This is a genomic window from Dokdonella aquatica (assembly GCF_051987395.1).
GTDB lineage: Bacteria > Pseudomonadota > Gammaproteobacteria > Xanthomonadales > Rhodanobacteraceae > Dokdonella.
Genome location: NZ_CP197094.1, coordinates 765,124 through 779,075, shown reverse-complemented (window position 1 = coordinate 779,075; position 13,952 = coordinate 765,124). Strand labels below are relative to the sequence as shown.

Below are 13,952 nucleotides of genomic sequence, written 5' to 3'. Positions count from 1 at the left end.
GCCGGTCACCAGCGCGCTTCGAGGCCGACGCCGACGACGCGCGGCGCACCGAGGATCGCCTGCGGCTGGTCCGACCAGCGGTACTGGATGTACTTCTCGTCGAGCAGGTTGTTGGCGAACACCCAGGCACTCCAGTTGCCCTTCTCGTACCCGAACTTCGCGTTGAGGAGCGTGCGCGAGGCCAGCTGCGTACGGAAGTCGCCGAGGTCGGTGTAGACCTTGGTGCGGTGGTTCGCGTTGAGGTTGAGCACCCAGTCCTGCGCGAAGCGCCAGTTGGTGCCGGCGGCGAGCGTCCAGCGCGGTGCGTAGGCGAACTCGGTGCCCGAGTAGTCGTCGATGTTCGCGCCGAGGATCGTCTCGAACTCGTCGAAGCGCGTGCGCGAATGGCCGAGCGAGGCGTACCAGTCGAACGCATCGTTGACGCGATGGCTGGCTTCGAGCTCGAAACCGTAGAGGTGCGCGCGGCCTGCGTTGACGGTGTGGTAGTCGAAATCGTTGAGGCCGAAGAAGGCGTTGACCTGCTTGTCCTTCCAGTCGACGTAATAGGCGTTCGCGTTGAGCGAGAAGCGGCCGTCGAGCCACAGCGAGCGCAGCGACGCCTCGTAGTTCCACGTGTACTCGGGATCGTAGGCGTACGTCGTGCTGCGTGCGATGTTGAACGACGACGCGCCCGAGCGGTAACCGCGCTGCACGACGAAGCTCGCCGAGACGTCGTCGGTGAACGCGAAGCGCGCGCCGAGCTTGGGCAGGAACGTGTCGAAATCGCGCGTGCCCTGCGGCGTCGCGCCCGAGGCCTGGCCGACGAAGCCGAGCACGGCCTGGTTGATTACGGTGAAGATCGTGTTGAGGTCCGAACCGGGCGGGCCGTAGTTGGCGGGGTCGGGCAACTGGCCCGCGAACAGTGCGGTCGTGTCGGTGCCGAAACGGTAGCTCTGGCGGTCGTAGCGGAAGCCACCGAGCAGGGCGAAGCGGTCGGTCATCGCGAACTCGCCGTCGGCGAAGATCGCCTGGTTCTCCGAATGCGTCGGCGTCGTGCTGTGGTAGTCGACCGGGATCACCGGCAACGCGGACACGTAGAGTCCGGCGATCTGGCCGGCCGTGGCAGGATCGACGCCGTTGAGCATGAGCAGGCCCGCAATCGTCGCGGCCGGCGTCTCGACGTTGGTCTGCGAGGCCGATGCCGTGAACTCCTTGCGGCGCGAGTAGTACGCGCCGACGAGGCCCTTGAGGCGGTCGCCCTCGAAGCCGAGGCGAAGCTCCTGCGAGAGCGCGTCGCTGTCGATGTCCGAGCCGCCCCACGACAGCGGCAGTTCGGTGAGGTCGCCGTCGTAGAGGCGACGGCTCGTCGTATCGCTCCACGCCGTCACCGCGTGGAAGGTCCAGTGGTCGCCGAACGCGTAGTCGACCTCGAGCGTGCCGATGTCGGCGCGCGAGTCTTCGGTGTTGGGTGCATCCGAATAGTTGTAGCGGTGTTCGTACGGATCCGGCGTGTCGAGGCGCGAGTACGTGAACATGTACGGGCCCGGGCGCTCGAACCAGGTATAGCCGAGGCGCACCTCGAGGCCCGGCAGGGCCGACGGCGTCCACAGCAGCTTGGCGCGCGCGAGCGTCGATTCGGACGCGTCCTCGTGCGTGCCGCGGGTCGGGTTCTTGACGAAGCCGTCGGTGTCGCGGTCCTCGACGGCGATGCGGAACGCGAGCTCGTCGGCGATGAGCGCACCGCCGCCCGCGAACGCGGCGACGCGGTCGCCCGGGTCCGAATACAGCAGGCGCGCGCGTGCGCTCCAGTCCATGGTCGGGTCCTCGGTGCGCAGGATGATCGCGCCGGCGAGCGCGTTCTCGCCCTGGATGGTCGACTGCGGACCGCGCAGGATCTCGAGCTGCGAGAGGTCCCACAGCGTGGTCGGGCCGCCCGCGACGAGCACCGATGGCAGCGCCGCGCCGTCGAGGTAGATCGTCGACAGCGGCGAGGCACCGCCGCCATCGCGGTCGATGACGCCACGGATCGTAAAGCCCGCGTTGCCGTAGGTCTGGCTGATGTTGGCGGTGCGGTTGAGCACCTGGTAGAGATCGACGAGGTTTTCCTCGCGCATGCGCTCGGGCGTCGTCACGGCGACGCTCGTGGTCGTCTCCTGCAGCGAACGCTCGGCCTTCTCGCCCTTTACGATGATCGTCGCGAGCGTCGACTCACGGTCGACGTCGGCGGCATCGGGGGTCTCGACATCCTGCGCGAACGCGGCAGGGAACGGCAGCAAGGCCAGCACGAGGGCGGCCGACAAACGGGTGACGCGCATGCATGACTCCGGTGGCAGGAGGAAGCAGGCATGGCGTCGGCTTTGCCGTGGGGCCGTCTGGACGGCCGCGACCTGGGTCGCGGCGCGGATTCTAGACCCGTTTCACGTGATGCGGGTACGGCAGGCCTGCGGCGCCCGATGTGGCGCGGCGCCGCAGGTGGCTGTCCGCGAAAGCGTGCTGGACCCTGCCGCCGTTCGCGTGGATCGCGCGTACATGCCGGCGGCAGGTACGTCTCCCGTCAGGGATCGAAACCTCCTGCGAAGATGCGGTCAGGCGGCAGGTCCAATGCGAAGGTCCACCACGCCGAGTTGCCGATGGCCGCGACGAGATGGCGTCCGGGTGTCCCGGTCGAGCCGACGCTCAGGGCACCGTGGCGCAGGCTGTGGTGGGCGAGGTGATCGATTCCGGTGCGAAGCTCGCCGGTGATGCCGTCGATCACGGCGACACCGTCGTGCGAGCGGACGATCAGGCCGTGGATGTCGCCACCGGGCGGCAACACGATGTCCTGGACGCCCGTGTGCGCGGACAACCGCGCAGGCAGGGGGAACGAGCGCACGACCTGCTGGCTCGGAGGATCGAAGACATGGACGTCGGTCCCGTCCACGAACAGGTACTGCGTGGACGAGCCTGCCGGCCTGATCGGCATGACCCTCCACGACACGAGGCCGGAGGGCGTCTGCCAACGCAGCTGATGCGTACCGGCGTCGTACGCGATCAGCCCCGTGTCGCTGCCGCTCGCGACGACGGCGCCATCGTCGAACCAGACGTTCCTGCAGCCGAATCCCGCGTCGGGCATCGTCCACAGGTGGGCACCGGTGTCGTAACGGAACTCGCGGACGCGGCCATCGCTCATGCAGGTGACGAGGCTGTACGGCGCGCCTTGCGCATCGGTGCGCACGGCGAACTCGCGCGGAGCGACCCACAAGCCCGGTCCGCCGATCTGCAACGTGCGCTTGTGCGCGCCGGTCGTGGCGTCGTGGAACACCATCCACCCGTAATCTTCGCTGGGTGCGCTGGCGATGATCTCGGCATTCCCGTCATGGCCCCGGAACGCCGCAACGGCCCACACACTGCCCTGGAATTCGGGAATCGGTGTCGGAGCCGTCCAGACGGTTGCGCCGGTCAGCACATTGACGCGGCGGAGGAAAGATTGGGTGTTCCGCTCGTACATGACGATGTCGGTCGCCGCGCCGGATGCATCGTGCAGGAACGGGCCGGCGATCCGGTCCTGGCATCCGATCTGGAACTGGAATCGTATCGTTGCCGTGACGCCATCCCAGGCGGTGAGCCTGCAGCCGAGGCCGTTCCCCGATTCATCGACGAGGATCTTCGCCCGTCCGTCGTCGCTGATGTCCGCAAGACCGAGCAAGGATCCACGGTCACCCAGATCGGCGACCACGCGCGGAGCGTTCTCCGTCACCGCCATGCCCACGACATCACGGCTGCCCGGCGCGCGGAAGACGATCTCGTCGATGCCGTCGCCGTTGATGTCGCCGACCTGCGGCGTTCCTGCCGCCACCACGGTACGGTTCCACCACATCTCCTGCCACGGCGTGGTGCGATACAGCGTCCAGCGCTGGCCGACCGCGTCGAGAAGGCCGCCCGAAGCAGGGAGGAAACGTCCCGCGACGGCCACGCCGGTATCGAGGCGTCCGGCGATCTGGTAGTCGACCGAACGCGTTGCGCCGTCGACCATCACGACATGTCCGGACGTCCCCGTCACCAGCAGTTCGAGTGCGGGGTCCGCATCGAGCTGGAGCACCTGGAGCCGGTAGTTCGTTCCGCCACGTGCTTCGAGGGGTACGCTCCAGCGCAAGGCGCCGGAAGGCACGGCATAGACATCGATGCGCAGCGGGTTCTGCGCGAGGATCGGCATCTCGGCGGCACCATCGCCGTCGATGTCCGCGATGACCGTCGTCGCGGGATCGATCTGCGACGGTGCGAGGCCGGCGAAAGGCACGAAGCCTTCGTTGCGTGGTGGCCAACCCGACCATCGCTCCAGCCCCTGCGGGCGCCGCAGGCCGACGTGTCCACCGGTACTGTCGTGCCAGACCATGGGAGGCCAGGAGACATCCCCGTACGGAACCGTCCAGGTCCGCTTCTCGACGAGCTGCCCCGAGCCGTCCAGGCCGAGGACGTTGATCACCCACGACTCGTAGCTGATGCTGCAGCCCAGGACGAGGTCGTTGCGCCCGTCGCCATCCATGTCGGTTGCGGATCGCGCCCCCAACCATCCCGAGCATATCGGCAGATTCTCGACCAGCGGATGGAACGCCACCTGCGTGGCGCCGGCGAGGGCGGGCATGCCCAGCAGAATCCCGGCCGCAAGAGCGCGGAGCGTCGTGTTCATCCTGATTGTCCCCTGTCGTCCGTGGTGCTGGAGGGCACGACGTTGCATTGCGGATGTTGCCATCGGAGTCCGGGTACCTGCCAGTGCCGGACGATGCATGGATGCGACATCGCATGCCCCTTCCGCGCCTGAGCGACCGAAGCACCCGCTGCGGGTGCGCGGAGGCATGTCATGGCTCGTCCTGCCACATGGATCGCGATCGTGGTGGCCGCGCTGTTCGGCAGCGTCACGCTCGAGGCGGCTGCCGGCGTGCTGCCGCGCAGCGAGCGCCTCGTGCTCAAGCGCCTCTTCGAGCAGACCAGCGGGCCGTTCTGGCGCAACAACAGCCTCTGGCGCGACAACGATCCGGACGACGATCCCGAGGAAGTCGACGAGTGCATCTGGTTCGGCGTCACCTGCGACCAGCACGCGATCGGCGGGCCGCCATCGCACGTGATCGCGCTCGCGCTTCCGAACAACTACCTCGCCGGCACCTTGCCCGCCCTCGACGACCTGCCGTTCCTCGTCTCGATCAACGTGTCCGGCAATCCCGGCGTCACGCAGAGCCAGGGACCGCTGACCGGCGCAATCCCGGCGCTCGCGAACCTGTCGCGGCTGCAGTCGTTCAACGGTGAAGGCAATCGCTTCACGGGCAGCACGCCGAACCTGTCCGGCATGCTGCAGATGCGCCATTTCAATGCGCGCAACAACCGCCTCGACGGCACGATCGGTGCCCTCGCGGGCGCGACGCACCTCGAGACCTTCGATGCGGCAGGCAACCGTCTCGCCGGCACGATTCCCGCGCTCGCCTCGCTCACGAACCTGCGCACGTTCAACGTCGCCGACAACCTGCTGAGTGGCACGCTGCCGGGCGTGTCGGGGCTGCTGCAGCTGCAAGGCTTCGAGGCGAGCGGCAACATGCTGAGCGGGCCGATCCCGCCGCTCGACAACGTGCCGGCACTCGGTGCCTACGGCGTCGGCGGCAACCGGTTGTCGGGCGAAGTGCCGTCGCTGCGCGCACTGCCGCTGCTGACCTCGTTCACGGCCGAGGACAACCAGCTCACGGGGCCCGTGCCCGAGATCCGCGACCTCGGCGAGCTCGTCACGCTGCGGCTGTCGAACAACCGGCTCACCGGCACGATGCCGGTGCTGTCGGGCGTCAATCGCCTCGCGACACTGCAACTGCAGCGCAACGCGCTCACGGGCGCATTTCCCGACCTCGCCCAGACGCGCAACCTCGGTACCTTCGACGTCAGCGACAACCTGCTCACCGGTCCGTTGCCGACGCTCAACCTGACCGTGCTCAACACGCTCGTCGAACTGCGCTTCGGCGGCAACCGCCTGTCCGGCACGCTGCCTGCGCCGCCGCGTTTCGTCGTCGCGGGCTTCGTGTCGATCTGTCCGAACCTGTTCACGCAGACCGCGTCGAGCGCGTGGAGCCAGCTCACGGGCGCGACGCCCTGGTGGGCGACGCCGCATCCGAACAACGCCTGTGACCAGCTCATGCAAGGCACGTTCGAGTCGTTGCTGCCGTGGGGATGAACGCGCTCGACGGCGCGGTACTGCTCATGCGTCCATCGATGCGCGAGCGGCGTCGTGCTCCACGCAGGTGAAGCCGGCGATCGCGTCGGTTGCCACTGCTGTCCGGGAGGGCCGCACATCGCGTCGCGCCGCCAACGGGGCTGTCGCATGGTGATTTCCAGAGCTCGGCAGCGCACGACTTCACAGGCTCGATGCGTCCTCCCGCAGTGGCGTTGCGCTTGAGCCCCTCGCCCTCCGGGAGAGGGGTTGGGGAGAGGGTGCGGGATCGTGACCACGTCCGATATCGTCGCGATCCCGGACCCTCATCCGGCCCTGCGGGCCATCTTCTCCCGGAGGGAGAAGGGAAGAGCGTGCGCGATGCCGTGTCGCGGCGAGAACGAGTCGGCATCCCGGCACTCATCGCCGGAAGCATGACGCGGTAACGCTTCCGGTCTTCGCTTCGAACGTTCCCCGGACAACAGTGCATCGGTCGCCGAGTGACGGCAGCAGGGATTGTCGCCGTGACGGGCTCGCGCCCATGCACTGCTTTCCGCTCTTTTTCCTTCGCTGAAGAAGCGAGAGCGGAACGTCTTCTCAGCGCGATGCGGTCGCTGCGACCGCCGCAGCGGGACACGCCACGGCCTTGCGTTGTGCGTCGTCCTTCGGAGCTTCGTACGGTTGGCCGATCTTCGGCATGCGCGTGGCCAGCGGCACGACGTTGCCGTTGAGGCGCCAGTCGTAGATCACGCTGAAGGCGAGCACGCGCGCGACGTACTCGCGCGTCTCCTTGTACGGGATCGTCTCGATGAAGAAGTCGGGCTCGAATGTCGCGCGTGCGTCGATCCAGCGGCCGACCGGGCGACCGCCCGCATTGTAGGCAGCGCTCGCGAGCCACGGGCTGCCCTGGTATTGCCCGGCCATCTGCGCGAGGAAGCGCGTGCCGAGCGGGATGTTGAGATCCGGATCGAACAGGTCCGACGGTTTCGCGTAGGGCAGGCCCGCGCGCGTCGCGACCTGCTTGGCGACGCCGGGCAGCAGCTGCATGAGGCCGTAGGCATCGGCATGCGAACGTGCATCGGTCATCCACGCGCTCTCGGCGCGGATGATCGCGTACGACCATGCGGGGTCGATGCCGGCATCACGCGCTTCGCGCGTCACGCGCGGCTTGCGCGCGATCGGGAAACGCTGCTCGTAGTGGCGCTGCGTGTCCGACGACGCCGACAGCAGGAACACGGCGCGGTCGTACCACTCCTCGCGGTAGGCGAGGTCGGCCGCGTGCGCGCGCTGCGCGGGGGCGAGGCGCGTCATCGCGAAATCCCATTCGCGGCGCGCGGCGTCGAGCTGACCGAGCGCGTGGAACTCGAACGCGCGCTGCAGGTCGGGCTGCGCGAGCAGCTGCGCCTCGGTGGCCTTGTCGGTCGCGAGCGGCAGTTCGCAGATCGCGTACGGTGCGCCGATCCAGTCGGCGGCGAGGAAGCCATGGAAGTTCGCTTCGCCGGCGACCGCGGCGAAGATCGGCGCCGCCTCGTCCTTGCGGCCGAGCTTGGTCAGCACGCGTGCGCGAAGGTAGCGCCAGCGCGCATCGGCGGATTGCTCGGGCGTCATGCCGTCGAGCGCGCTGAGCGTCTCGTTCCAGTCCTGCGCGGCGAGTGCGACGCGCACGTGCCATTCGCGCGAGCTGTCGTCGGCGGCCTCGCTCGGCAAGGCCTTGAGGCGTGCGAGCGCGTCGTCGGAGTAGTTCGTCGAGCGGTACACCGCGATCGCGTTGAGGATGCGGTGCTTCTGCGCGGGATCCCACGTGAACTTGTCGCCGAGCTCGGCCCAGCGCGTCTCGGCGGCGGCGCTGTCGCGGCGTGCGAGTCGCATCATGCCGAACGCGATCGCGTCGCGCGTGCGCGGCGTGTCGGTCCATGCGGATGCCTTCGCGAGCACGGTTGCGGGATCGTCGACCGCGCTCGCGATGCGCTCGGCGGCGGCCTTGTCCGCGGCCGGCAGGCGCGCGGCGATCGTGCGCACGGTGCCCGGGTTCGCGGCCGCGGCGGCGCCCTCGATGCGCTGCCAGATCACGTCGGTGGAGAGCTGCCCGTTCGCGGCGGCCCAGTCGAACAGCGGCTCGCAGGTCGCCGGCACCGGGCGCGGCTGCATCCACAGCGGTTCGATATCGTCCGCATAGACCGGCTTCTCGCCCGCGGCGATGCGCGCGCGCTGCCACGCGCAGCGCAGGTCGCGCGCCTGGCTGTCGGTCCACGTGAGGCGGAAGCCGGCCCAGTCGCCATTCTTGGCGAACTCGCGCAGCGTCGACTCGCGCAGGTCGCGCGCGGGCAGGCTGTCCGGCCAGCGGCGCAGGAAGGCCTCGACCTGCACGCGTGCGGGCGGTGCCTTGCCGCGCTTGAGCACGGCGAGCTCGAGGTAGGGCAGCAGCGGGTAGCCGTCGAGGTCGATCGCGAACTTCTTCCACGCATCACCGGGCGCCTTGTCGACCGCGGCACGCGCGGCGAGGTAGCGCTGGCGTTGGTCGGCGCGGTCGTGCGAGGAGGGGGCGGCTGCGGCGGGCGTGCCGAGCAGTGGAGCGATCAGGGCGGCGAGCACGCAGGATCGGGTGACACGGGCGAAGGCTGGCATGCGGCCAGTGTAACGCGACGCCCTGCGGTGGCCATGCGCGATGGAAACGATTGCAGCGGAAACCGTGGTCGTCGCGTGACGAAACTGTGACACGCGGTGCTGGCTGTTTGGCGGGAGGGGGTATACCTTTTCTTAACGTCGGGGTCGTCACCGGCCCGCGTGAAGCCAGGGGATCGTACGTTCCGTTCCAGCCAGCCCACGGGAGACAGGATCCATGCAGGTGCGAATCCGCCGTACTCGTCTTGCCATCCAGACGTCGTTGCTCGCCGCCACCGCGGCCCTTCCGGCCCAGGCCGTCTTCGCGCAGAACCCCGTCGGTGACGACACGCAACGCCTCGAGGCGGTGCAGGTCACCGGGTCGCGCATCAAGAAGGCCGAGATCGAAGGCCAGGCACCGGTGCAGGTCATCAGCGCGGCCGACATCGAGGCGACCGGCCTCGGCTCGATCGGCGACGTGATCCAGCGCCTCTCGGTCAGCGGCTCGTCGCTCAACACCAAGTTCAACTCGGCCGGCAACTTCGGCTTCCCGCCCGACGGCGGCGGCGTCGGCTCGGGCTCGACCACGGTCTCGCTGCGCAACCTCGGCGCCAAGCGCACGCTGATCCTCGTCGACGGCCTGCGGTGGGTCAGCGAATCCTCGGCCTCGGGCGTCTCGGCCGCGGTCGATCTCAACACGATCCCGGCCAGCGCGGTCGACCGCATCGAGATCCTCACCGACGGCGCCTCGTCGCTGTATGGCTCCGATGCGATCGCGGGCGTCGTCAACATCATCACCAAGAAGAAGCAGGACGGCGCCGGCGCGCGCCTCTATTACGGCGACTACTCCAAGGGCGACGGCACGACCAAGCAGGGCAACCTCTCGCTCGGCGCAAGCGGCGAGCGCTTCGATGCCTTCGTCGACGTGAGCTATTACAAGCAGAACGCGATCAGCTCGAGCGTGTGGGGCCAGTCGAGCTTCCCTGTGCCGGGCACGGGCGTGGACAACGGCAGCTCGGCCACGCCGGGCGGTCGCTTCGTGTTCGCGCCGCTCGATCCGACCCAGACCTACGGCGGGCTGTGCCCGATCAGTGGCGGTGCTTCGTTCTGCAACCTCGCCGGTGACGGAGCTTCGGGCATCCCGACGATCGGCGATTTCCATCCGTGGATCGGTGCGGGTCCGAACAGCGACCGCTTCAACTTCGCGCCGTACAACCTGCTGCTGACACCGTCCGAGCGCAAGTCGCTGTTCGCGCAAGGCACGTACCGCATCACCGACAGCGTCAACTGGAACCTCAAGGGCGCCTACACGCAGCGCGAGTCGACCAACCAGGCCGCGCCGGAGCCGATCTTCCTCGGTTCGGAAGCCGGCACGTACGGACTCGGCGATTTCGTCGCGATCGACGCGACCAACCCGTACAACCCGTTCGGCATGACGATCGGTCCCGATGGCACGCTCGTCGCGCGGCGCCCGGTCGAAGGCGGTCCGCGCATCTTCTCGCAGGATGTCGATACGCGGTACTTCAGCACGGGCCTCAACGGCGAGTTCGGCATCGGCTCGCGCAACTTCTTCTGGGACGTCAACTACGTCAACGCCGAGAACAAGGCCACGCAGACCGTCACGGGCACGTACAACATCGCGCACATCCAGCGCGCGCTCGGACCGGTCGCGAACTGCACGGCACCGTGCGTGCCGTTGAACCTGTTCGGCGGCCCGGGCTCGATCACCCAGGACATGCTCGACTACATCCTGTTCACCGAGCACGACCGCAGCCTGCAGAAGCTCAGCTCGTGGACGGCCAACCTCTCCGGCGACCTGTTCGAGCTGCCGGCCGGTGCGCTCGCGTTCGCGGGTGGCTACGAGTACCGCAAGCAGAGCGGCTACTACCAGCCCGACGCGATCGTCGTCGCGGGTGAATCCAACGGCGTGCCCTCGGGCCCGACCAGCGGCGGCTACGACGTCGAGGAGGTCTACCTCGAGCTCAATGCACCGCTCGTCGCCGATGCGCCGTTCGCCAGGCGCCTCGACCTCAGCGTGGCCTCGCGGTATTCCGACTACTCGAACTTCGGCGGCACCACCAACAACAAGCTCGGCCTGCGCTGGCAGCTCGGCGACGACCTCACGCTGCGCGGCACCTGGGCGGAAGGTTTCCGCGCGCCGTCGATCGGCGAGCTGTACGGCACGTTCTCGCGTTTCGATGCCTCTATCCAGGATCCGTGCAACTTCGCGACCGGCCAGACCGCTTCGAACTGCGCGACGCTCGGCGTGCCCGATCCGGGCAGCTTCGAGCAGGCCAATTCGCAGATCTCGGTGGTGACCGGCGGCAACCCGGGCCTCAAGCCCGAGACCTCGACGAGCATGACGCTCGGCGCGGTCTACAGCCCGAGCTGGGCCGAGGGCACGAACTGGTCGCAGAAGCTCGATTTCGAGCTGACCTACTACCGCATCCGCATCGAGGACGCGATCCAGGCCTCCGACGCGCAGACCCAGCTCGATCGTTGCGTCGCCACGCTCGATCCCGTGTTCTGCAGCGGCATCGGTCGTTCCTCGGGCGGCAACATCAACGCGTTCGACAACACGCTGTTCAACCTCGGCAACGTCGAGACGCGCGGTTTCGATGTCGGCATCAACTGGATCGGCAACGCGACCGGCATCGGCACCTTCGGTGCGAGCTGGCAGACCACGTACGTGAGCCGCTACAAGGCGATCGCGACCGACTCGGGTGCGGCGGAACCGCGAGCGGTCGGCCTCGAAGTCGCCGATTCGGCGATCGCGCGCATCCGCTCGACCGCGACGCTCAAGTGGTCGCTGGCCGACTGGAGCGCGGCGTGGACGACGCGCTACATCTCGGGCCTCACCGAGAGCTGCGCCGCCGCCACGGGTTACGACATCTGCGGTGACAACGACACGGGCACCAACCGCCTCGGCGCGACCACGTACCACGACGTGCGCGCGAGCTGGAAGCTGCCGACCTCGTTCGACCTGACCGTGTCGGGCGGCGTCAACAACGTGTTCGGCAAGTCGCCGCCGATCTGCCTGAGCTGCTCGCTCAACGGCTACGACGCGTCGACCTACGACCTCGTCGGCCGCTTCAGCTACGTCGAGGCGAGCGTGAAGTTCTGACCGTTCCGGCGAGGCGGCGGATCACTTCCGTCGCCACGCCCGAGCCTCTGGGGTCAGGTTCATTTTCCCTCGCTCCTACATTTCGAGGCCTGGGGTCAGGTTCATTTTCCTTTGCGCCTGCGTTCGAATACCGGTTTGCATCGCGGGGAAAATGAACCTGACCCCAGCTTCGGAGCCTCGCAAGGGAAAATGAACCTGACCCCAGGTCTCGACCTGACCCCGGGCCTCGTCCCCCAAGGCTCCGGCCCCGCTCTTGTAGAATCGCCGGTCGTTTCGAACCGGATACGGCCTTGACCGCGATCGCCCTGTCCGCCGCCACGTCCGAGGCGGCGATCGATGCCCTGTTCCATGCCCTGTCCAGTCACGCCGTGGCGATGCCCGCCGACGGTCGCGTGCTGTTCCTGCGCGCGCGTGAGGGGCGCTGGTGGAGCGGGCACTCGCGCTCCGGCTGGACGTTCCAGCAAGGCTTCAAGCCGTTCGCCGATGCGCTCGAGCGTGCGGGTCACCGCGTCGCCGAGCCTGCCGACGACGAGCGCTTCCCGCTCGTGCTCGTGCTGCCACCGCGCCAGCGTGACGAGGCGCGCGCGCTGTTCGCGCGTGCCGTGACGCATGCAAGCGACGGCGGCGTCGTGCTCGCGGCGATCGCGAACACCGAAGGTGCACGCTCGGGCGAGTCCGACCTTGCGCGCCTGGCCGGTGGTGTCGAGGTGATGTCCAAGCACAAGTGCCGCATCTTCTGGACCGCGCCGCTCGGTGGCGACGTCGACACCGCGTTGCTTTCGGCATGGAGCGCGCTCGATGCGCCGCGCACGACCGCAGACGGCTACGCGAGTCGACCCGGCCTGTTCGCGTGGGATCGCGTCGACGTCGCCTCGAAGCTGCTCGCCACGCACCTGCCGACCACGCTGGCCGGTCGCGCCGCCGATCTCGGTGCCGGTTATGGATACCTTTCAGCGCAGCTCGTCGCACGTTGCGCGGGCATCACGGCGATCGACCTCTACGAGGCCGAGGCGCGCGCGCTCGGACCGGCGCGCGACAATCTCGCGCGTGCGGTGGCCGCGAGCGGACGCGAGGTCGCGGTCGACGTGCTCTGGCACGACGTGACCGCGGGCCTGCCACGGCGCTACGACGTGATCGTGAGCAACCCGCCGTTCCATCAGGGCCGTGCCGACCAGCCCGGCCTCGGCCAGGCCTTCATTGCCGCCGCGGCGCGTGCGCTCGACCCGCGCGGCGTGCTGTGGCTCGTCGCCAATCGCCACCTGCCGTACGAGGTGTCTCTGGCCGAGCGCTTCACGGAGGTGCGCGAGGTCGCTGTCGAACACGGTTTCAAGGTCTTCGAGGCTCGTGGGGTGCGCACATGAGGCTGGTCAAGCTGATCGCCAACCTCGGTTACGGCAGCCGTCGCGAGGTGCAGGCGATGTTCCGCGAGGGCCGCATCACCGATCCGTCGGGCGAGGTGCTCTACGCCGACGACAAGGTCGGCCATGCCGACGTGTATGTCGACGGCGAGCCGCTCGATCCGCCGCAGGGCATCGCGCTGATGCTGCACAAGCCGGTCGGCGTGACCTGCTCGACCAAGGATGCCGGGCGCCTCGTCTACGATCTGCTGCCACGACGCTTCGCGCTGCGCGATCCGCTGCTGTCGAGCGTGGGGCGACTCGATCGCGACACCTCGGGCCTGCTGCTGTTCACCGACGACGGCGGCCTGCTGCACCGGATCATCTCGCCGAAGGCGAGCGTCGCGAAAGTCTACGAGGCCACGCTCGCGAGCGACCTGCGCGGCGACGAGGCCGCGCTGTTCGCGAGCGGCACGCTCATGCTCGAATCCGAGAAGACGCCGCTCGCGCCGGCCGAGCTCGAGGTCGTCGATGCGCGCCACGCGCGCCTCACGCTCACCGAAGGCCGCTACCACCAGGTGCGTCGCATGTTCGCGGCGGTCGGCAACCACGTCGAGCAGCTGCATCGTGCCTCGGTCGGCGCGCTGACGCTCGGCACGTTGTCCGAGGGCGAATGGCGGCTGCTCGACGCCGAGGATCTCGCGTGCGTGTTCGCCAAGCCGTCGCAAGCGACGTGACGCGCCCTCAC

At 68.5% G+C, this 13,952-nt stretch carries 7 protein-coding genes; 4 read left to right on the top strand and 3 right to left on the bottom strand.

Annotated elements, in window-relative coordinates; all coding sequences use genetic code 11:
* Nucleotides 1-5 precede the first annotated feature (5 nt).
* Together ACQQ2N_RS03455 and ACQQ2N_RS03450 are read right to left on the bottom strand one after the other, a co-directional pair.
* Complete coding sequence (locus ACQQ2N_RS03455) at nt 6-2,294, bottom strand: TonB-dependent receptor (protein WP_440224282.1); 2,289 nt, start codon at nt 2,292-2,294, stop codon at nt 6-8.
* A 239-nt stretch (nt 2,295-2,533) separates the two neighbouring features.
* Nucleotides 2,534-4,708, bottom strand: coding sequence for a hypothetical protein (locus ACQQ2N_RS03450; RefSeq protein ID WP_440224281.1), 2,175 nt, complete (start codon nt 4,706-4,708; stop codon nt 2,534-2,536).
* Between the two features lie 108 nt (nt 4,709-4,816).
* Between ACQQ2N_RS03450 and ACQQ2N_RS03445 the strand changes: the two genes are divergently transcribed.
* Complete coding sequence (locus ACQQ2N_RS03445) at nt 4,817-6,166, top strand: hypothetical protein (RefSeq protein WP_440224280.1); 1,350 nt, start codon at nt 4,817-4,819, stop codon at nt 6,164-6,166.
* 573 nt (nt 6,167-6,739) lie between these two features.
* Here ACQQ2N_RS03445 and ACQQ2N_RS03440 read toward each other — a convergent pair.
* Nucleotides 6,740-8,734: a transglycosylase SLT domain-containing protein gene (locus tag ACQQ2N_RS03440; RefSeq protein WP_440224279.1), complete on the bottom strand. Its 1,995-nt coding sequence runs from the start codon at nt 8,732-8,734 to the stop codon at nt 6,740-6,742.
* Between the two features lie 247 nt (nt 8,735-8,981).
* Here ACQQ2N_RS03440 and ACQQ2N_RS03435 point away from each other — a divergent pair, with 247 nt between their 5' ends.
* From ACQQ2N_RS03435 to ACQQ2N_RS03425, 3 genes are all read left to right on the top strand, one after another.
* A complete protein-coding gene (locus ACQQ2N_RS03435; RefSeq protein WP_440224278.1) occupies nt 8,982-11,867 on the top strand; it encodes a TonB-dependent receptor in 2,886 nt (961 codons plus the stop codon).
* A gap of 290 nt (nt 11,868-12,157) precedes the next feature.
* Nucleotides 12,158-13,228 carry a class I SAM-dependent methyltransferase gene (locus tag ACQQ2N_RS03430; RefSeq protein WP_440224277.1) on the top strand — a complete coding sequence of 357 codons (1,071 nt, stop codon included), beginning with the start codon at nt 12,158-12,160 and terminating at the stop codon, nt 13,226-13,228.
* Nucleotides 13,225-13,941 (top strand): pseudouridine synthase, encoded by a 717-nt coding sequence (locus ACQQ2N_RS03425; protein ID WP_440224276.1) that lies wholly within the window; start codon nt 13,225-13,227, stop codon nt 13,939-13,941. The genes ACQQ2N_RS03430 and ACQQ2N_RS03425 overlap by 4 nt, the downstream gene beginning before the upstream one ends.
* The last annotated feature ends 11 nt before the right edge of the window (nt 13,942-13,952 follow it).

Excerpts from the sequence above, each read along its gene's own strand:
- ACQQ2N_RS03445 (WP_440224280.1), top strand. The coding sequence starts at position 4,817 with ATGGCTCGTCCTGCCACATGGATCGCGATCGTGGTGGCCGCGCTGTTC.
- ACQQ2N_RS03435 (WP_440224278.1), top strand. The coding sequence starts at position 8,982 with ATGCAGGTGCGAATCCGCCGTACTCGTCTTGCCATCCAGACGTCGTTG.
- ACQQ2N_RS03455 (WP_440224282.1), bottom strand. The coding sequence starts at position 2,294 with ATGCGCGTCACCCGTTTGTCGGCCGCCCTCGTGCTGGCCTTGCTGCCG.
- ACQQ2N_RS03425 (WP_440224276.1), top strand. The coding sequence starts at position 13,225 with ATGAGGCTGGTCAAGCTGATCGCCAACCTCGGTTACGGCAGCCGTCGC.
- ACQQ2N_RS03450 (WP_440224281.1), bottom strand. The coding sequence starts at position 4,708 with ATGGCAACATCCGCAATGCAACGTCGTGCCCTCCAGCACCACGGACGA.